General features: G+C 36.3%; 15 protein-coding genes and 1 other annotated feature. Of the genes, 14 read left to right on the top strand and 1 reads right to left on the bottom strand.

The genetic code is table 11. From position 1 onward, the window contains the following. Positions 1-59 precede the first annotated feature (59 nt). Positions 60-207: a sequence feature (ribosomal protein L10 leader region), on the top strand. A 77-nt stretch (positions 208-284) separates the two neighbouring features. The 10 genes from rplJ (at position 285) to tuf (ending at position 14,781) form a co-directional block, all read left to right on the top strand. Next, positions 285-794, top strand: a complete 510-nt coding sequence (gene rplJ, locus CD150_RS02985; protein WP_046207684.1) for a 50S ribosomal protein L10 — start codon at positions 285-287, stop codon at positions 792-794. Between the two features lie 40 nt (positions 795-834). Then, positions 835-1,203, top strand: a complete 369-nt coding sequence (gene rplL / locus CD150_RS02980; RefSeq protein WP_046207683.1) for a 50S ribosomal protein L7/L12 — start codon at positions 835-837, stop codon at positions 1,201-1,203. A gap of 251 nt (positions 1,204-1,454) precedes the next feature. Beyond that, on the top strand, positions 1,455-2,063 hold the full coding sequence (locus tag CD150_RS02975) for a class I SAM-dependent methyltransferase (RefSeq protein WP_073343617.1): 609 nt from the start codon (positions 1,455-1,457) through the stop codon (positions 2,061-2,063). Between the two features lie 199 nt (positions 2,064-2,262). Then, entirely contained in the window at positions 2,263-5,814 is a 3,552-nt protein-coding gene (gene rpoB / locus CD150_RS02970) for a DNA-directed RNA polymerase subunit beta (protein WP_064209891.1), read from the top strand. Positions 5,815-5,984: 170 nt separating this feature from the next. Next, complete coding sequence (gene rpoC / locus CD150_RS02965) at positions 5,985-9,578, top strand: DNA-directed RNA polymerase subunit beta' (RefSeq protein WP_169926877.1); 3,594 nt, start codon at positions 5,985-5,987, stop codon at positions 9,576-9,578. 283 nt (positions 9,579-9,861) lie between these two features. Further along, on the top strand, positions 9,862-10,116 hold the full coding sequence (locus CD150_RS02960) for a ribosomal L7Ae/L30e/S12e/Gadd45 family protein (protein ID WP_070039467.1): 255 nt from the start codon (positions 9,862-9,864) through the stop codon (positions 10,114-10,116). Positions 10,117-10,210: 94 nt separating this feature from the next. After that, positions 10,211-10,624, top strand: a complete 414-nt coding sequence (rpsL, locus tag CD150_RS02955) for a 30S ribosomal protein S12 (protein ID WP_019468565.1) — start codon at positions 10,211-10,213, stop codon at positions 10,622-10,624. Positions 10,625-10,695: 71 nt separating this feature from the next. Beyond that, positions 10,696-11,166, top strand: a complete 471-nt coding sequence (rpsG, locus tag CD150_RS02950; RefSeq protein WP_019468564.1) for a 30S ribosomal protein S7 — start codon at positions 10,696-10,698, stop codon at positions 11,164-11,166. Positions 11,167-11,284: 118 nt separating this feature from the next. Beyond that, the gene (gene fusA / locus CD150_RS02945; RefSeq protein WP_046207678.1) at positions 11,285-13,378 is read left to right on the top strand and encodes an elongation factor G; all 2,094 of its coding nucleotides are present in this window, start codon (positions 11,285-11,287) and stop codon (positions 13,376-13,378) included. Positions 13,379-13,593: 215 nt separating this feature from the next. Then, positions 13,594-14,781, top strand: a complete 1,188-nt coding sequence (gene tuf, locus CD150_RS02940; RefSeq protein ID WP_046207677.1) for an elongation factor Tu — start codon at positions 13,594-13,596, stop codon at positions 14,779-14,781. A gap of 160 nt (positions 14,782-14,941) precedes the next feature. On the opposite strand, the gene CD150_RS02935 is transcribed toward tuf, so the two are convergent. Continuing rightward, positions 14,942-16,114, bottom strand: coding sequence for a M20 family metallopeptidase (locus CD150_RS02935; protein WP_103161332.1), 1,173 nt, complete (start codon positions 16,112-16,114; stop codon positions 14,942-14,944). 190 nt (positions 16,115-16,304) lie between these two features. On the opposite strand from CD150_RS02935, the gene CD150_RS02930 reads away from it, so the two are divergent. From CD150_RS02930 to CD150_RS02915, 4 genes are all read left to right on the top strand, one after another. Further along, positions 16,305-17,492: a glycine C-acetyltransferase gene (locus CD150_RS02930; RefSeq protein ID WP_103161331.1), complete on the top strand. Its 1,188-nt coding sequence runs from the start codon at positions 16,305-16,307 to the stop codon at positions 17,490-17,492. A gap of 195 nt (positions 17,493-17,687) precedes the next feature. Beyond that, a complete protein-coding gene (locus CD150_RS02925) occupies positions 17,688-18,182 on the top strand; it encodes an AAA family ATPase (protein ID WP_073343599.1) in 495 nt (164 codons plus the stop codon). A 108-nt stretch (positions 18,183-18,290) separates the two neighbouring features. Continuing rightward, positions 18,291-18,860, top strand: a complete 570-nt coding sequence (locus CD150_RS02920) for a GNAT family N-acetyltransferase (RefSeq protein ID WP_070039463.1) — start codon at positions 18,291-18,293, stop codon at positions 18,858-18,860. A gap of 24 nt (positions 18,861-18,884) precedes the next feature. Then, positions 18,885-19,391, top strand: a complete 507-nt coding sequence (locus CD150_RS02915) for a GNAT family N-acetyltransferase (protein ID WP_070039462.1) — start codon at positions 18,885-18,887, stop codon at positions 19,389-19,391. Positions 19,392-19,568: the final 177 nt, after the last annotated feature.

Here is a 19,568-nt window from a genome sequence, read left to right as displayed (position 1 = left end):
GATATATTTAGTCTTATCTTTAAAAATATATTGACATATTATATTTAACCAGTTATATTGGTTAATGTATTATTTTACCTAAGACAGTAGGAGTTAGTCATAACTTAAAAATAATCCTACCGAGGCTAAAATTGACTTGAACGTGAAGATTTTTAGATCTTTCAAGCACTTTTTGCCGTGGGTAGAAAGTGCTTTTTTTATTGAGATAAAGTTGTTAATTGACATAATTAGCAGTTGTAATCAAGATTAAAAGCACCAAATAAAAAAACTATGGAGGTGTCTAAATGTCTGCTATCATCGAAGCTAAAAAACAACAAGTTGATGTAATTGCTGAATCATTAAAGAATTCAGTATCTACTGTAATCGTTGACTACCGCGGTCTAACTGTTTCAGAAGTAACTGAATTACGTTCACAATTACGTGAAGCTGGCGTTGAATTCAAAGTATTGAAAAATACAATGGTTCGTCGTGCTGCTGATCAAGTTGGCTTAGAAGATTTAAATGAACACTTAGTAGGTCCTACTGCAGTTGCTACTTCAACAGAAGATGTTGTTGCTCCAGCAAAAGTATTAGCAGGATTTGCTAAAGAACATAAAGCTTTAGAAATTAAAGTAGGTGTTATGGAAGGCAGTGTTATTTCTGCTGAAGAAGTTAACACAGTTGGTACATTACCATCACACGACGGTCTTGTTTCTATGCTTTTATCAGTATTACAAGCTCCAGTACGCAATTTCGCTTATGCAGTTAAAGCTGTTGGAGAAGATAAAGAACAAAACGAAGAAAGCGCTGAATAATTGCGCATAAAACTAATAAAATTAATGGAGGAATATTAAAATGGCTAATCAAGAACAAATCATTGAAGCAATTAAAGAAATGTCAGTTTTAGAATTAAACGACTTAGTAAAAGCAATTGAAGAAGAATTTGGTGTAACTGCAGCAGCTCCAGTAGCAGCAGCAGGTGCAGCAGGTGGCGGAGACGCTGCTGAAGAAAAAACAGAATTTGATGTTGAATTAACATCAGCTGGATCATCTAAAATCAAAGTCGTTAAAGCTGTTAAAGAAGCTACTGGCTTAGGATTAAAAGATGCTAAAGAATTAGTTGACGGAGCTCCTAAAGTAATCAAAGAAGCTTTACCAACTGAAGAAGCTGAAAAACTTAAAGAAGCATTAGAAGAAGTTGGCGCTACAGTAGAATTAAAATAATTCTAGCTGGCTAACAGTTCATAATTATATATTGAAGGTTATTCAAGCAGTTTAACACATTAGCTATTTCGATACGCTAATCTTAAATGCAATGTGGATATCCTGAAATCTTTGAGAAATGAAAACCCCGTTATCGATATAACGGGGTTTTATCTTATTTGATCTATCCTGAATGAATCGTTTATTGTTACAAAGTTTCGTTGAGGGTATAGTATTAATCTAAGATGAATTAGATTAAAAGAGGTGTAGTCATGAGTCATTACTATGATGAAAATCCTGAAGTAGAAAGCGCTGAACTTCCTTTTACGTATTCCTACAAAAACTATGATTTAAAATTAGTTACTGATTCAGGTGTATTTTCTAAAGGGAAAATAGACTTTGGTTCAGATTTATTAATCAATACTTTTTTGAAAGAAAATCCCCCGGATCCTACTAAAAAAATTATAGATGTTGGTTGTGGTTATGGACCGATAGGTTTGATGATTGCAAAAGTGTCTCCGCACCATGAAATAACGATGGTTGATGTAAATCAACGCGCACTTTCCTTATCGATTAAAAATAAAACGCAAAATCATTTAGAGAATGTAGAGATCAAAGAAAGTGATGGGTTATCGCAAGTAGAGGATAATGCTTTTGATTTTGTATTAACGAATCCACCGATTAGAGCAGGAAAAAAAGTAGTTCATAGCATCTTAACTGATGCGCATCATAAATTAAAAGCGAATGGTGCCCTTTATGTTGTGATTCAAAAGAAACAAGGTATGCCATCTGCGAAGAAAAAAATGGAAGAAACATTTGGTAATGTAGAAGTATTAGAAAAGCACAAAGGCTATTATATATTAAGAAGTGTAAAAGGTTGATTAAAAACCACTGTTCTGATATAGTAATAGAATGTAAAAAATTATGTTCAATAAGTGTGTACTTTTACGTATAAATTAACAAAGTATATAAGGTGAAATAGAAAATGGTGTCATGAGTTATGCTACCGTTTTCTTTTTGTCTAATTATATTTGCTGATTTAGTAAAAGTAAACACGCAATTTTTGAGGGGTGAATCTGTTTGGCAGGTCAATTTGTCCAATATGGAAGACATCGTAAACGTAGAAACTATGCGAGAATTTCAGAGGTATTAGAATTACCGAATTTAATTGAGATTCAAACTAAGTCTTACGAGTGGTTCTTAGAAGAAGGTTTATATGAAATGTTTAGAGACATTTCACCGATTGAAGATTTCACAGGAAATCTGTCTTTAGAGTTTGTTGATTACAGACTTGGAGAATCAAAATATGATTTAGAAGAATCGAAAAACCGTGATACGACGTATTCTGCACCTCTACGTGTAAAAGTACGTCTAATCATTAAAGAAACAGGCGAAGTGAAAGAGCAAGAAGTATTTATGGGTGATTTCCCATTAATGACAGATACAGGTACATTTGTGATTAATGGTGCTGAGCGTGTAATCGTATCGCAATTAGTTCGTTCACCATCCGTTTACTTTAATGAAAAATTAGATAAAAATGGTCGCACAAACTATGATGCAACAATTATTCCTAACCGTGGCGCATGGTTAGAGTATGAAACTGATGCCAAAGATGTAGTTTATGTACGTATTGATAGAACAAGAAAATTACCACTAACAGTATTATTGAGAGCTTTAGGTTTCTCAACAGATCAAGAAATCATTGATCTTTTAGGAGACAATGAGTACTTACGAAATACATTAGAAAAAGATGGTACTGAAAATACTGATCAAGCACTATTAGAAATTTATGAGCGTTTACGCCCAGGTGAACCTCCGACAGTAGAAAATGCGAAAAGCTTATTATACTCACGTTTCTTCGATCCGAAACGTTATGATTTAGCGAGCGTGGGTCGTTATAAAGCGAATAAAAAACTTCATTTAAAACACCGTTTATTCAATCAAAAATTAGCAGAACCAATTGTTAATGCTGAAACAGGTGAAATTGTAGCTGAAGAAGGTACTGTCCTAGATCGTCGTAATTTAGATGAAATCATGGATGTATTAGAATCTAATGCGAACAGTGAAGTTTTTGAACTTGAAGGTACTGTGATTGATGAACCAGTAGAAATTCAATCTATTAAAGTTTATGTTCCTAATGATGAAGAAGGTCGCACAACAACAGTTATTGGTAATGCATTCCCTGATTCAGAAGTGAAATGTATTACACCAGCTGACATCATCGCATCAATGTCATATTTCTTTAATTTATTAAGTGGTATTGGATTCACAGATGATATTGACCATTTAGGTAATCGTCGTCTACGTTCAGTAGGGGAGTTACTACAAAACCAATTCCGTATTGGTTTATCAAGAATGGAACGTGTGGTACGTGAAAGAATGTCTATTCAAGACACAGATTCAATTACGCCACAACAATTAATTAATATCCGTCCAGTTATTGCGTCAATTAAAGAATTCTTTGGTAGTTCTCAATTGTCACAATTCATGGACCAAGCCAATCCATTAGCAGAATTGACACATAAACGTCGTCTATCAGCATTAGGACCTGGTGGTTTAACACGTGAACGTGCTCAAATGGAAGTGCGTGACGTTCACTACTCTCACTATGGCCGTATGTGTCCAATCGAAACACCAGAGGGACCAAACATTGGTTTGATCAACTCATTATCAAGTTATGCACGTGTAAATGAATTTGGTTTCATTGAAACACCATATCGTAAAGTAGATCTTGAGACGAATAGTATCACAGATCAAATCGATTATTTAACAGCTGATGAAGAAGATAGCTATGTAGTAGCACAAGCGAATTCTAAACTAGATGAAAATGGTCGTTTCTTAGACGATGAAGTTGTTTGTCGTTTCCGTGGTAATAACACAGTTATGGCCAAAGAAAAAATGGATTACATGGATGTATCTCCTAAACAAGTTGTTTCTGCAGCAACAGCATGTATTCCATTCTTAGAAAACGATGACTCTAACCGTGCATTAATGGGTGCAAACATGCAACGTCAAGCAGTACCATTGATGAATCCAGAATCACCTTTCGTAGGTACTGGTATGGAACACGTAGCAGCTCGTGACTCTGGTGCTGCAATTGTCGCTAAACATAAAGGCCGTGTTGAACACGTTGAATCTAATGAAATTCTTGTACGTCAACTTATCGAAGAAGATGGACAAGAATACGAAGGCGAAATCGATCGCTATCCGTTAGCTAAATTCAAACGCTCAAACACAGGTACTTGTTATAACCAAAGACCAATCGTTGCTACAGGTGATGTCGTAACGAAAGGTGAAATTTTAGCCGATGGTCCTTCAATGGAACTTGGTGAAATGGCGTTAGGTAGAAACGTAGTTGTCGGATTCATGACATGGGACGGTTACAACTATGAAGATGCTGTAATTATGAGCGAACGTCTAGTGAAAGATGACGTATATACTTCTATCCATATTGAAGAATATGAATCAGAAGCACGTGATACAAAACTAGGACCTGAAGAAATTACACGTGATATTCCTAACGTTTCAGATAGTGCGCTTAAAAACTTAGATGACCGTGGTATTGTATACGTAGGTGCTGAAGTTAATGACGGAGACATTTTAGTAGGTAAAGTAACGCCTAAAGGTGTAACAGAATTAACAGCAGAAGAACGCTTATTACATGCGATATTCGGTGAAAAAGCACGTGAAGTACGTGATACATCATTACGTGTACCTCATGGTGCAGGCGGTATTGTTCTAGACGTTAAAGTCTTCAACCGTGAAGAAGGAGATGACACATTATCTCCAGGTGTAAACCAATTAGTACGTGTTTATATCGTTCAAAAACGTAAAATACATGTTGGTGACAAAATGTGTGGTCGTCACGGTAACAAAGGTGTTATCTCTAAGTTAGTTCCTGAAGAAGATATGCCTTACTTACCAGACGGTACACCAATCGACATCATGTTGAACCCACTAGGTGTTCCATCACGTATGAATATCGGACAAGTATTAGAGTTACATTTAGGTATGGCTGCTAAAAACTTAGGTATTCATGTTGCTTCACCAGTATTTGATGGTGCGAGTGATGAAGATGTATGGTCAACGATTGAAGAAGCTGGTATGGCACGTGACGGTAAGACAGTATTATACGATGGACGTACGGGTGAACCATTCGATAACAGAATCTCAGTCGGCGTTATGTATATGTTGAAACTTGCACACATGGTTGACGATAAATTACACGCACGTTCAACTGGACCATACTCACTTGTTACGCAACAACCATTAGGTGGTAAAGCACAATTCGGTGGACAACGTTTCGGTGAGATGGAAGTATGGGCACTTGAAGCTTACGGTGCTGCATACACACTTCAAGAAATCTTAACTTATAAATCTGATGATACAGTAGGTCGTGTAAAAACTTATGAATCTATTGTTAAAGGTGAAAACATTACTAAACCTGGTGTTCCTGAATCATTCAGAGTATTGATGAAAGAACTTCAAAGTTTAGGATTAGATGTTAAGATTATGGATGAGCATGACAATGAAATCGACATGCAAGATAACGAAGATGAAGATGCAGTAGAACGTAAAGTGGACCTTCAACAAAAAGAAGCGCCACAATCACAAAAAGAAATTACTGACTAATACAGATCGCATTTAAGTTTATAAAAAGATATACCATTTTGGGGTAAAGTCGTCGTACTTGCCTCATTATGGCCTTATCTATTATTGATAAAGAGCAATCAATCAATTTGCACAGCTAATCTAAATTGAAGGAGGTAGGCTCCTTGATTGATGTAAATAATTTCCATTATATGAAAATAGGACTTGCTTCACCTGAAAAAATCCGTTCATGGTCTTTTGGTGAGGTTAAAAAGCCAGAAACAATTAACTATCGTACTTTAAAACCAGAAAAAGATGGTCTATTCTGTGAGAGAATTTTCGGACCTACAAAAGACTGGGAATGTAGTTGTGGTAAATACAAACGTGTACGCTATAAAGGTATGGTTTGTGATAGATGTGGAGTAGAAGTAACTAAATCTAAAGTGCGCCGTGAAAGAATGGGACACATTGAATTAGCTGCGCCAGTTTCACATATTTGGTACTTCAAAGGTATTCCAAGCCGCATGGGACTATTATTAGATATGTCACCAAGAGCATTAGAAGAAGTCATTTATTTTGCTTCTTATGTTGTTGTAAATCCTGGCCCAACTGGATTAGAGAAAAAAACGTTACTATCTGAAGCAGAATTCAGAGAGTACTATGATAAATTCCCTGGTCAATTTACAGCTAAAATGGGTGCTGAAGGTATCAAAGAATTATTAGATGAAATTGATTTGGATACAGAATTAAAAGAATTGCGTGATGAGTTAGAGTCTGCAACAGGACAAAGACTTACACGTGCGATTAAACGATTAGAAGTAGTTGAATCATTCAGACATTCTGGTAATAATCCAGCTTGGATGGTATTAGATGTACTTCCAATAATTCCACCAGAAATCAGACCAATGGTTCAATTAGACGGTGGACGTTTTGCAACAAGTGATTTAAATGATTTATATCGCCGTGTCATCAACCGTAACAACCGTTTAAAACGTTTATTAGATTTAGGTGCTCCTGGCATCATCGTACAAAACGAAAAACGTATGCTACAAGAAGCAGTTGATGCACTTATCGATAATGGTCGCCGTGGTCGTCCAGTAACTGGACCAGGTAACCGTCCATTAAAATCATTGTCACATATGCTTAAAGGTAAACAAGGTCGTTTCCGTCAAAACTTATTAGGTAAACGTGTTGACTATTCAGGCCGTTCCGTTATCGCTGTTGGACCAAGCTTGAAGATGTATCAATGTGGCTTACCTAAAGAAATGGCTTTAGAGTTGTTTAAACCTTTCATCATGAAAGAATTAGTTCAACGTGAAATTGCGACAAACATTAAAAATGCGAAAAGCAAGATTGAACGTATGGATGATGAAGTATGGGATGTACTAGAAGACGTCATTAAAGAACATCCAGTTCTTTTAAACCGTGCACCAACGCTGCATAGATTAGGTATCCAAGCATTTGAACCTACACTTGTAGAAGGTCGTGCGATTCGTCTACATCCACTTGCAACTACAGCTTATAACGCTGACTTTGATGGTGACCAAATGGCTGTTCACGTACCATTATCTAAAGAAGCACAAGCAGAAGCACGCATGCTTATGCTTGCAGCACAAAATATCTTAAACCCTAAAGATGGTAAACCTGTTGTTACACCATCACAAGATATGGTATTAGGTAACTATTACCTTACTTTAGAACGTAAAGATGCAGTAAATACTGGTACAATTTATAATGATACAAACGAAGTGTTGAAAGCTTATGCGAATGGTTATGTACATTTACACACACGTATAGGTGTGCATGCAAGTTCATTTAATAACCCAACATTTACAGAAGCGCAAAATCATAAAATCTTAACAACATCTGTTGGTAAAGTAATCTTTAATGAAATCATTCCTGATTCATTTGCATATATTAACGAACCAACAAAATATAACCTTGAAAACAGTACGCCAGACAAATACTTTGTTTCTGCGACAGAATTAGGTGAGGGTGGATTAAAAGCATATTTTGATGAACAACCACTCATCGAACCATTCAACAAGAATTTCTTAGGAAATATCATTGCAGAAGTCTTTAATCGATTCAGCATCACAGATACATCTATGATGTTAGATAGAATGAAAGACTTAGGATTCAAATTCTCTTCTAAAGCTGGTATCACTGTTGGTGTATCTGACATTGTGGTTTTACCAGATAAGCAACAAATTTTAGATGAACATGAAAAACTAGTTGAAAAAGTACAAAAACAATTCAACCGTGGTTTAATTACAGAATTTGAACGTTACAATGCAGTTGTTGAAATTTGGACTGATGCCAAAGACCAAATTCAAAACGAATTAATGGGATCACTTGAAAAAACAAACCCAATCTTTATGATGAGTGACTCTGGTGCCCGTGGTAACGCATCTAACTTTACACAGTTAGCAGGTATGCGTGGACTTATGGCTGCACCATCCGGTAAGATTATTGAATTACCAATCACTTCATCATTCCGTGAAGGTTTAACAGTGTTAGAATACTTTATCTCTACACATGGTGCACGTAAAGGTCTTGCCGATACAGCACTTAAAACAGCGGACTCTGGTTATCTTACTCGTCGTCTTGTTGATGTGGCACAAGATGTTATCGTTCGTGAAGAAGACTGTGGTACGGACCGTGGTTTACTTGTATCTGATATTAAAGAAGGTACTGAAATGATTGAACCATTCAGCGAACGTATTGAAGGTCGTTATTCTAAAGAAACGATTCGCCACCCAGAAACAGATGAAGTCATCGTTCGTCCAGATGAGTTAGTAACAGCAGAAATTGCTAAGAAAATCACAGACGCTGGTATAGAAGAAATGTATATCCGTTCAGCATTCACATGTAATACACGTCATGGTGTATGTGAAAAATGTTATGGTAAAAACCTTGCTACTGGTGAAAAAGTTGAAGTTGGTGAAGCAGTTGGTACAATTGCTGCCCAATCCATCGGTGAACCAGGTACACAGCTTACAATGCGTACATTCCACACAGGTGGTGTAGCAGGTAGTGATATCACGCAAGGTCTTCCTCGTATCCAAGAGATTTTCGAGGCGCGTAACCCTAAAGGCCAAGCTGTCGTGACTGAAATTGAAGGTGTTGTAGATGACATTAGCGTTGCCAAAGATCGTCAACAAGAAATTGTCATCAAAGGCGCAAATGAAACGAAATCTTACCTAGCTTCAGGTACTTCAAGATTAAAAGTTGAAGTTGGCCAAAGTGTTGAACGTGGTGAAGCACTCACAGAAGGTTCAATTGAACCTAAGAACTTCTTATCTATATCTGGCTTGAATGCAACAGAAAGTTATTTATTAAAAGAAGTTCAAAAAGTTTACCGTATGCAAGGTGTTGAAATTGATGATAAACACGTTGAAGTTATGGTAAGACAAATGTTACGTAAAGTACGTATCATTGAAGCTGGAGATACGAAATTACTTCCAGGTGCACTTGTAGATATTCATAACTTTACAGATGCGAACCGTGAAGCATTCAAAGAACGTAAACGTCCAGCAACATCTAAACCTGTATTACTAGGTATAACAAAAGCTTCTCTTGAAACTGAAAGCTTCTTATCAGCAGCTTCATTCCAAGAAACAACACGTGTACTTACAGATGCTGCTATCAAAGGTAAACGTGATAACTTACTTGGACTTAAAGAGAACGTTATTATCGGTAAGCTCATCCCAGCTGGTACAGGTATGAGACGTTACAGTGATGTACAGTATGATAAAGCGACACCAGAAGAAGTTGTTGAAGAGATTCAACCAACTGAAATCTAGTATTGCTTTTAAAATATGAAATGGTTCAGCATTCATTTGAGCTTGTATAAACATATAGACATGTGTTGAAGTTGTAGGATTGCAACACGTGTCTATGTCTTAAGTGACTGACCATTTTACTTTGGGCGAAATAAAAGATGAGATGGTAACATTTGATCTTTATTTCGCTCTTTTATTTTTTTATATATTTTCTGCAAAAAATGTTAATTAAAGTTGACTACGCAGTAATTTTGATGTTATTATTATTAAGGTTGATGCAAGCAGAACTTTGGAGGATATTTAGATGTCTAATGAAAAAGTTGCACGCTTTAACAAACAACACTATGTTATTGGTCTTAAACAGACGCTAAAAGCTTTGAATAAAGATCAAGTGACATCATTGATTATCGCTGAAGACGTTGAAGTTCATCTAATGACTCGCGTGTTAAGTCAAATCAATCAAAAAAACATATCTATCTCATTTTTCGAGAGCAAACAAGCTTTAGGAAAGTATGTAGGTATAAACGTTAATGCGACTGTTGTTGCATTATTGAAATGAGATTAGTAAGATTTTTCTTACTAAATTTTATTTACCTTTAAAATGAACCACCTGGATGTGTGGGATTATAAAAGAAGAGAGGAGGACATATTTCATGCCAACTATTAACCAATTAGTACGTAAACCAAGACAAAGCAAATCAAAAAACTATGATTCACCAGCATTGAACAGAAACTACAACAGTAAAAAGAAAAAGTACACTAGCTTAAACTCACCGCAAAAACGTGGTGTTTGTACACGTGTAGGTACTATGACACCTAAAAAACCTAACTCTGCGTTACGTAAATATGCTCGTGTGCGTTTGTCTAACAACATCGAAATTAACGCGTATATCCCTGGTATCGGACACAACTTACAAGAACACAGTGTTGTACTTGTACGTGGTGGACGTGTAAAAGACTTACCTGGTGTGCGTTACCACATCGTACGTGGTGCACTTGATACTTCAGGTGTTGACGGTCGTAGACAAGGTCGTTCATTATACGGAACTAAAAAACCTAAAAAATAAGTTTAAGATTGCGTAAATTTTCGTTATAAAGAATGAAAATATATTATAATTAGGAAGGGAGGATTTATATTATGCCTCGTAAAGGATCAGTACCAAAAAGAGACGTATTACCAGATCCAATTCATAACTCAAAATTAGTTACTAAATTAATTAACAAAATTATGTTAGATGGTAAACGTGGAACAGCTCAAAAAATTCTTTATTCTGCATTTGAATTAGTTCAAGAACGCAGTGGTCGTGAAGCTATCGAAGTTTTCGAAGAAGCTATCGACAACATTATGCCAGTATTAGAAGTTAAAGCACGTCGTGTAGGTGGCTCTAACTATCAAGTACCTGTAGAAGTTCGTCCAGAACGTCGTACTACTTTAGGCCTTCGTTGGTTAGTTAACTATTCACGTCTTCGTGGTGAAAAAACGATGGAAGAACGTTTAGCTAACGAAATTTTAGACGCTGCAAACAACACTGGTGGTGCAGTTAAGAAACGTGAAGACGTTCATAAAATGGCTGAAGCTAACAAAGCCTTCGCTCACTATCGTTGGTAGGATAGTAGGTTTTTCCCTGAGCATGTTCCACATTGATAGTTTACTATCTAGGTGCATGCTTAGGGCATCGCCATATTTATAGTATTTATTCGCAGTTATACTGGAAGGAGAAAAATACATGGCTAGAGATTTTAGTTTAGAAAGAACTCGTAATATCGGTATCATGGCTCACATCGATGCTGGTAAAACAACTACGACTGAACGTATTCTTTACTATACTGGACGTATCCATAAAATTGGTGAAACTCATGAAGGAGCTTCACAAATGGACTGGATGGAACAGGAGCAAGACCGCGGTATTACAATCACATCAGCTGCAACAACAGCTTCATGGGATGATCACCGTGTAAACATCATCGATACACCTGGACACGTAGACTTCACTGTTGAAGTTGAACGTTCATTACGTGTACTTGATGGTGCGGTTACAGTACTTGATGCGCAATCAGGTGTTGAGCCTCAAACTGAAACAGTTTGGCGTCAAGCAACAACTTACGGCGTTCCTCGTATTGTATTCGTAAACAAAATGGATAAACTAGGTGCGAACTTTGAATATGCTGTAAGCACAATTCATGATCGCCTACAAGCGAATGCACAACCAATCCAATTACCAATTGGTGCGGAAGATGAATTTGAAGCAATCATCGACTTAGTTGAAATGAAATGTTTCAAATACAACAATGACTTAGGAACTGAAATTGAAGAAATTGAAATTCCTGAAGATCAAAAAGAAAGAGCTGAAGAAGCTCGTGCAACACTTATTGAAGCAGTAGCTGAAACAAGTGATGAATTAATGGAAAAATATCTTGGTGACGAAGAAATTACTGTAGCTGAATTAAAAGACGCTATTCGTCAAGCAACTAATAATATTGAATTCTACCCAGTTCTTGTTGGTACTGCCTTCAAAAACAAAGGTGTTCAATTAATGCTTAACGCAGTAATTGATTATTTACCTTCACCATTAGATGTTAAACCAATTATCGGTCACCGTGCTGATGATCCAGAAGAAGAAGTTATCGCAAAAGCGGATGACAATGCTGAGTTCGCTGCACTAGCGTTCAAAGTAATGACTGACCCTTATGTTGGTAAGTTAACATTCTTCCGTGTGTACTCAGGTACATTAACTTCTGGTTCTTATGTTAAAAACTCTACGAAGAATAAACGTGAACGTGTAGGTCGTTTACTACAAATGCACGCTAACTCTCGTCAAGAGCTTAACACAGTTTACTCAGGAGATATCGCTGCTGCGGTAGGTCTAAAAGAAACTGGTACTGGTGATACTTTATGTGGTGAGAAAAATGACATTATCTTGGAATCAATGGACTTCCCAGAACCTGTTATTCACTTATCAGTTGAACCAAAATCTAAAGCTGACCAAGACAAAATGACTACAGCTTTAGTTAAATTACAAGAAGAAGACCCAACATTCCATGCACACACTGACGAAGAAACTGGACAAGTTATCATCGGTGGTATGGGTGAGCTTCACTTAGACATCTTAGTTGACCGTATGAAAAAAGAATTTAACGTTGAATGTAATGTTGGTGCGCCAATGGTTTCATACCGTGAAACATTTAAGCAATCAGCACAAGTTCAAGGTAAATTCGCGCGTCAATCTGGTGGTCGTGGACAATACGGTGACGTTAAAATTGAATTTGAACCGAATGAAACAGGCGGCGGTTTCGAATTCGAAAACGCTATCGTTGGTGGTGTAGTTCCTCGTGAATACATTCCATCAGTTGAAGCAGGACTTAAAGATGCTATGGAAAACGGTGTATTAGCTGGTTATCCATTAATTGATGTTAAAGCAAAATTATTTGATGGTTCATACCATGATGTCGATTCATCAGAAATGGCCTTCAAAATCGCTGCATCATTAGCGCTTAAAGAAGCAGCTAAAAAATGTGAACCAGTTATCTTAGAACCAATGATGAAAGTTACAATTGAAATGCCTGAAGAATACATGGGTGACATCATGGGTGATGTAACATCTCGTCGTGGACGTGTTGATGGTATGGAACCTCGTGGTAATGCACAAGTTGTAAATGCCTTTGTACCACTTTCAGAAATGTTCGGTTATGCAACTTCATTACGTTCTAATACACAAGGTCGTGGAACATACACAATGTACTTCGATCACTATGCAGAAGTTCCAAAATCAATTTCTGAAGATATAATTAAGAAAAACAGTGGTAATAAAACAGCTGAATAATTAGACTTGTATTGTGCAGTGACAGTCTGTACAATACATGTAAAGCATAATTATATGGCTTACAGTTTTATTAATTGATTTTTTAGGGAAAATGCATTATAAAGGTACTGTATGGTCCTTTTAAACTAAATTAATCATCTTCTCATGATGGTGAGAAACTGTCATGAGAGATAAATTTAACAATTATTTTTCTAACGAATAGGAGAGATTTTATAATGGCTAAAGAAAAATTCGATCGCTCAAAAGAACATGCCAATATTGGTACAATCGGACACGTTGACCATGGTAAAACTACTTTAACAGCTGCTATCGCAACTGTTTTAGCAAAAAATGGTGACACTGTTGCACAATCATACGACATGATTGACAACGCTCCAGAAGAAAAAGAACGTGGTATTACAATTAATACTGCACACATCGAGTATACTACTGACAAACGTCACTATGCTCACGTTGACTGCCCAGGACACGCTGACTATGTTAAAAACATGATCACTGGTGCTGCACAAATGGACGGAGCTATCTTAGTAGTATCTGCTGCAGATGGTCCAATGCCACAAACTCGTGAACACATCCTTTTATCACGTAACGTTGGTGTTCCAGCATTAGTTGTATTCTTAAACAAAGTTGACATGGTTGACGATGAAGAATTATTAGAATTAGTAGAAATGGAAGTTCGTGACTTATTAAGCGAATATGACTTCCCAGGTGACGATGTACCTGTAATCTCTGGTTCAGCATTAAAAGCACTTGAAGGCGACGCTGACTATGAGCAAAAAATCTTAGACTTAATGCAAGCTGTTGACGAATTCATTCCAACACCAGAACGTGATTCTGACAAACCATTCATGATGCCAGTTGAGGACGTATTCTCAATCACTGGTCGTGGTACTGTTGCTACAGGCCGTGTTGAACGTGGTCAAATCAAAGTCGGTGAAGAAGTTGAAATCATCGGTATGCAAGAAGAATCAAGCAAAACAACTGTTACTGGTGTAGAAATGTTCCGTAAATTATTAGACTATGCTGAAGCTGGTGACAACATTGGTGCGTTATTACGTGGTGTTGCACGTGAAGACATCCAACGTGGTCAAGTTTTAGCTGCTCCTGGTTCAATTACACCACATACAAAGTTTAAAGCGGAAGTTTACGTTTTATCTAAAGATGAAGGTGGACGTCATACTCCATTCTTCAGTAACTACCGCCCACAATTCTATTTCCGTACTACTGACGTAACAGGCGTTGTTACTTTACCAGAAGGTACTGAAATGGTTATGCCTGGCGACAATGTTGAAATGGAAGTTGAACTAATTTCTCCAATCGCTATCGAAGACGGTACACGTTTCTCTATCCGTGAAGGTGGACGTACTGTTGGATCAGGCGTTGTAACTGAAATCTACAAATAAGATATCTTATCTTTAATATAGATTTGAAGAGTCTCCATGTTGGAGGCTCTTTTTTTATTTTTGATGTAATATTTATTTTTCAACTGAATAATATTATGACCAAGGTTGAAATTTAAAGTGTGAGATATTTGGAAATAAAAAGACCCTAGGCTATTCAGGCCTAGGGCTTAATTACATTTTCCAACTCTAATATTTTTAAAAACTGGCTGGCACTATATTTTAATGATTTTTCATCTAGATTGAAATATGGGCTATGGTGTGGATGTGTGGTATCTTTTTCGGGGTTACCACAACCTGTTAAAAAGAATGCACCTGGACGTACTTTTTGATAATGTGAAAAGTCCTCGCCAATCATCATTAATTCAGATTCGTTAAATCTTAAATTCATCTCATTTGAAGCTTGTTTAACGATGTCAAAGCATTTAGGATTATTGTGGACAGGCAAATAACCTTTAATATAATCAAAATCATAAGTAATGTCATTCGCAACAGCCAACCCTTGCAATAGCTTATCCATCTTGTGCATCACATGTGCTTGTACTTCTGTATCAAAAGTACGCACCGTTCCTTTACAAAATGCAGTATCTGGAATGACATTATCTGCCGAACCAGATTGTACCATGCCGAAGCTAATAACAGCTTGTTTTACCGGATCAATCGTTCTAGAAACAATTTTTTGCGCACTAATGATAAATTCAGCCATAATGACAACAGGATCGATGGTTTCGTGTGGCTTCGCACCGTGTCCACCTTGACCATGAATCGTTACGTTGAATTCATCTGGAGAGGCCATCATCGCGCCAGGACGAGAATAAATTGTGCCGGTAGGGTAACCACTCCACAAATGGTTTCCATATATTCTATCTACGTTTTGTAAGCAGCCATCATCAATCATTTCTTGTGAGCCACCCGGCATAATTTCTTCACCATATTGGAAAATTAGCACGACATCACCATTTAATTTGCTTTTATGTGCGTCGATGATTTCAGCAACGGCTAGTAGTATTGCAGTATGACCATCGTGCCCACATGCATGCATTGCACCAGGATTTTTAGACTTGTAATCTACTTCAGTGAGTTCATTGATAGGTAAAGCATCAAAATCAGCACGTAATGCAATCGTTGGACCGTCTCCTTGTGCACTAAATGTTGCGACAATACCATTTCTTCCAACGGGCGACCGTACCTCGCATGATAGTTGGCTGAGTTGATTTAGGATGTAGTCACGTGTATGATACTCCTCAAATGATAATTCAGGATATTGATGCAAATAGCGACGTATTTGTATCATTCTGTTTTCCTTTTCTCTTGCTAGTTGAAACCAATCAAACAACTTCAACCCTTCTTCCTTAAAATGATTATTCTATTATATCATTTTAAATGACTTTACTGTAGAGACAATTATTGTGACTTTAATTAGATTGTAGAAAACGCTTTAATAAATCGTGTGATTCTACTTTCCTGATACAAGAAAATGGGTTATGATAGGATTAAATAGTAGATAACTCAAAGGGGGATTTCCAGTGGTACAGTCACTACATGGCTTTTTAGATGAAAATATTCAATATTTAAAAGATAATGGACTTTATAATGAAATTGATACAATTGAAGGTGCAAATGGACCAGAGATTAAAATAAACGGGAAAAACTATGTTAATTTGTCTTCAAATAACTATTTAGGACTTGCAACAGATGAAGATTTAAAACAAGCTGCCAAAGATGCCATAGACACTCATGGCGTAGGTGCAGGTGCAGTAAGATCTATTAATGGCACATTAGACCTTCATGACGAATTGGAAGAAACACTTGCGAAATTTAAAGGTACAGAGGCAGCGATCGCATACCAATCAGGTTTTAATTGTAATATGGCAGCCATTTCAGCTGTGATGAATAAAAATGATGCTATCCTATCAGATGAATTAAACCACGCATCAATTATTGATGGATGTCGTTTATCTAAAGCGAAAATTATACGCGTCAACCATTCAGATATGAACGATTTACGTGCTAAAGCGAAAGAAGCTGTTGAATCTGGACAATACAATAAAGTAATGTATATTACTGACGGTGTATTTAGTATGGATGGCGATGTTGCTAAATTACCAGAAATCGTAGAAATTGCAGAAGAATTCGGTTTAATCACATATGTTGATGACGCACATGGCTCTGGTGTCATGGGCAATGGTGCAGGTACAGTGAAACATTTTGGCCTTCAAGATAAAATTGACTTCCAAATTGGTACATTATCTAAAGCTATTGGTGTTGTCGGTGGTTATGTAGCTGGTACACAATCATTGATCGATTGGTTGAAAGCACAATCAAGACCATTCTTATTCTCAACATCATTAGCGCCTGGTGATACAAAAGCTATCACTGAAGCTGTTAAGAAATTAATGGCATCAACAGAATTACACGACAAACTTTGGGAAAATGGTAATTACTTAAAAGACGGATTGAAAAAATTAGGTTTTGACATTGGTAATTCTGAATCACCAATTACACCAGTAATCATAGGTGACGAAAAAGAAACACAAGCATTTAGTAGTCGCTTAAAAGATGAAGGTATCTATGTGAAATCCATCGTCTTTCCAACAGTACCAAAAGGTACAGGCCGTGTTCGTAATATGCCTACAGCTGCACATACAAAAGAAATGCTTGATCAAGCATTAGCGGCATATGAAAAAGTAGGTAAAGAACTAGGTACAATTTAACGCTAACTCCAATTTATAAAACGAATGAATATAAAAAATAAATGAAGCAACAAAATGCTAGACTGCTTATGTCCTATTTGTATGGGCATGTGCTGTCTAGCTTTTTTGATTTTAATCATATTAATAGGGTATAGGTTTAACACTTATGAAAGTATATACATAAATCACAATTTATCTAGGAGATAGGGTGATACAATGACAAAACTAATATTATTAAGAGGTAACTCTGGTAGTGGCAAAACGACTATTGCCCGTAACTTACAAAGCATGTTGGGGAATGGTGTCATGCGCGTGGGTCAAGATGAAATAAGACGCCATATGTTAAACGTCTCAGATAGACCAGGCAATTTATCAATTGAGTTAATAAAATACATTACACTATTTGGCATAGCACATTGTAAATATGTTATTGTAGAGGGTATTTTCAATAAAGAAAAATATGGTAATATGTTACAGAGCATTATTTCAAGTGCGCATATTAAAAGCTATATTTATTATTTCGACTTACCTTATGCAGAAACCGTGAGAAGACATCACTCAAAAACATATACGGATTTCAGAGCACAAAAACTTGCAAGCTGGTTTGTTGAAAAAGATACACTAAATGTAAAAAATGAGAAATTGATTCCTGAAACAATGACACAAAATGATATACTCACGATGATTTTGAATGACCTTCATGACGAGTGAAAATCGTCCTTAGAAGTAGTTCATATTTTTAATAAATTAAAAGGTTGATTTTATGCCAAATGATGTTATAGTTTTGGTTGCTGACGCCTTATGTTAAGGGGTTTTTCAATGAAAAATAATTTAGGGTTGCATTTCACTACACAACGGCTTATCATTAGACCGTTAGAAGAAAATGATTATGAGTCATGGTTGTCAGGATTTGTTAATCGTTATCCTGCGCAATACAAGCATGATAAAGGCCAAGTCGACATGTCAGATGCTACGGAACCATGGTTTGCGGCAATGGTTTTAAAGCACCAACAAGCGATTAAAGATGATGATTTGTATATATTTGGCATTTTTGATAAAACGGGACGTCATCTTGGTATGCTTAACATTAAAAATTTAAGTCGCGATCAATTTCAATGGGCAGAAATCGGTTATTTTATCCATAATCAATACTGGCATCAAGGGTATGCTTATGAAGCTTTATCAGAACTTGTGAAACAAACGAAAGAGACTTTAAAGTTTCATAGAATAGAAGCACATATCAATTTGGATAATCAACCTTCTATTCAGTTAATTGAAAAATTAGGCTTTGCATTTGAATGTATTCGAAAAGGATTTATTTTCGAACATGGACAATGGACTGACAACTACGTATATTATCTCAATACACATGACGAACCAATGGGATAGCAACTAAAAGGAAGGAGTGTCAACATGGTTGAATTTAGAGAGTTAACAATGGCTGACGAAACATTATATTGTGATTATATGAAAGAATGGATAGATCACGATGAAAAGGTAGTGCCTGAGATTACGAATATTACCAAATACAATAATTTTGAAGAAATTGTACATGAATTAGCAGATAACAAATCTAATGATGAGACAGTAGATAATACGACATTGTTTTTAATTGATGATGATAAGATTATTGGCGCTGCCAATATTCGCCATCATTTGAATGAAAAATTAAAAATCATTGGCGGCCATGTTGGCTACGGTGTTCGTAAGAGCTACCGAGGCAAGGGCTTTGGTAATAAAATTTTGAAAAAGTCATTAGACTACTTATCACGTATTGGCGTACAAGAAGCGCTGATTACTTGTGAAAAAGATAATGAAGCCTCTGCAGCTGTCATCTTACACAATGGTGGGGAAGAAATAGAATCTTCAACTTTAGATGATGGCACAGTCGTTCGTCGCTTCCAGATAGAAATCGCATAAAATAGCATAATTATTAAAAGTTGCCATGTAAGAAAATGGCAACTTTTTTTATGTTTAAAATATTTAAAAATTGAAAATTTAATTCAAAAATGTAATATAACATAGATATAAATAAAATAATAATGTATAATTAGCAGAGTTTAGTTTATTTCGAAAATAACTTTTATTGAATTTAGG

It is taken from the genome of Staphylococcus ureilyticus, from assembly GCF_002902235.1.
Taxonomy (GTDB): Bacteria; Bacillota; Bacilli; order Staphylococcales; family Staphylococcaceae; genus Staphylococcus; species Staphylococcus ureilyticus.
Note: the sequence above shows the minus strand (reverse complement) of the source record. Positions and strands in the feature narration are given on the sequence as shown.

Excerpts from the sequence above, each read along its gene's own strand:
- rplJ (WP_046207684.1), top strand. The coding sequence starts at position 285 with ATGTCTGCTATCATCGAAGCTAAAAAACAACAAGTTGATGTAATTGCT.
- rplL (WP_046207683.1), top strand. The coding sequence starts at position 835 with ATGGCTAATCAAGAACAAATCATTGAAGCAATTAAAGAAATGTCAGTT.
- CD150_RS02975 (WP_073343617.1), top strand. The coding sequence starts at position 1,455 with ATGAGTCATTACTATGATGAAAATCCTGAAGTAGAAAGCGCTGAACTT.
- rpoC (WP_169926877.1), top strand. The coding sequence starts at position 5,985 with ATGAAAATAGGACTTGCTTCACCTGAAAAAATCCGTTCATGGTCTTTT.
- CD150_RS02960 (WP_070039467.1), top strand. The coding sequence starts at position 9,862 with ATGTCTAATGAAAAAGTTGCACGCTTTAACAAACAACACTATGTTATT.
- rpsL (WP_019468565.1), top strand. The coding sequence starts at position 10,211 with ATGCCAACTATTAACCAATTAGTACGTAAACCAAGACAAAGCAAATCA.
- rpsG (WP_019468564.1), top strand. The coding sequence starts at position 10,696 with ATGCCTCGTAAAGGATCAGTACCAAAAAGAGACGTATTACCAGATCCA.
- fusA (WP_046207678.1), top strand. The coding sequence starts at position 11,285 with ATGGCTAGAGATTTTAGTTTAGAAAGAACTCGTAATATCGGTATCATG.
- tuf (WP_046207677.1), top strand. The coding sequence starts at position 13,594 with ATGGCTAAAGAAAAATTCGATCGCTCAAAAGAACATGCCAATATTGGT.
- CD150_RS02925 (WP_073343599.1), top strand. The coding sequence starts at position 17,688 with ATGACAAAACTAATATTATTAAGAGGTAACTCTGGTAGTGGCAAAACG.
- CD150_RS02920 (WP_070039463.1), top strand. The coding sequence starts at position 18,291 with ATGAAAAATAATTTAGGGTTGCATTTCACTACACAACGGCTTATCATT.
- CD150_RS02915 (WP_070039462.1), top strand. The coding sequence starts at position 18,885 with ATGGTTGAATTTAGAGAGTTAACAATGGCTGACGAAACATTATATTGT.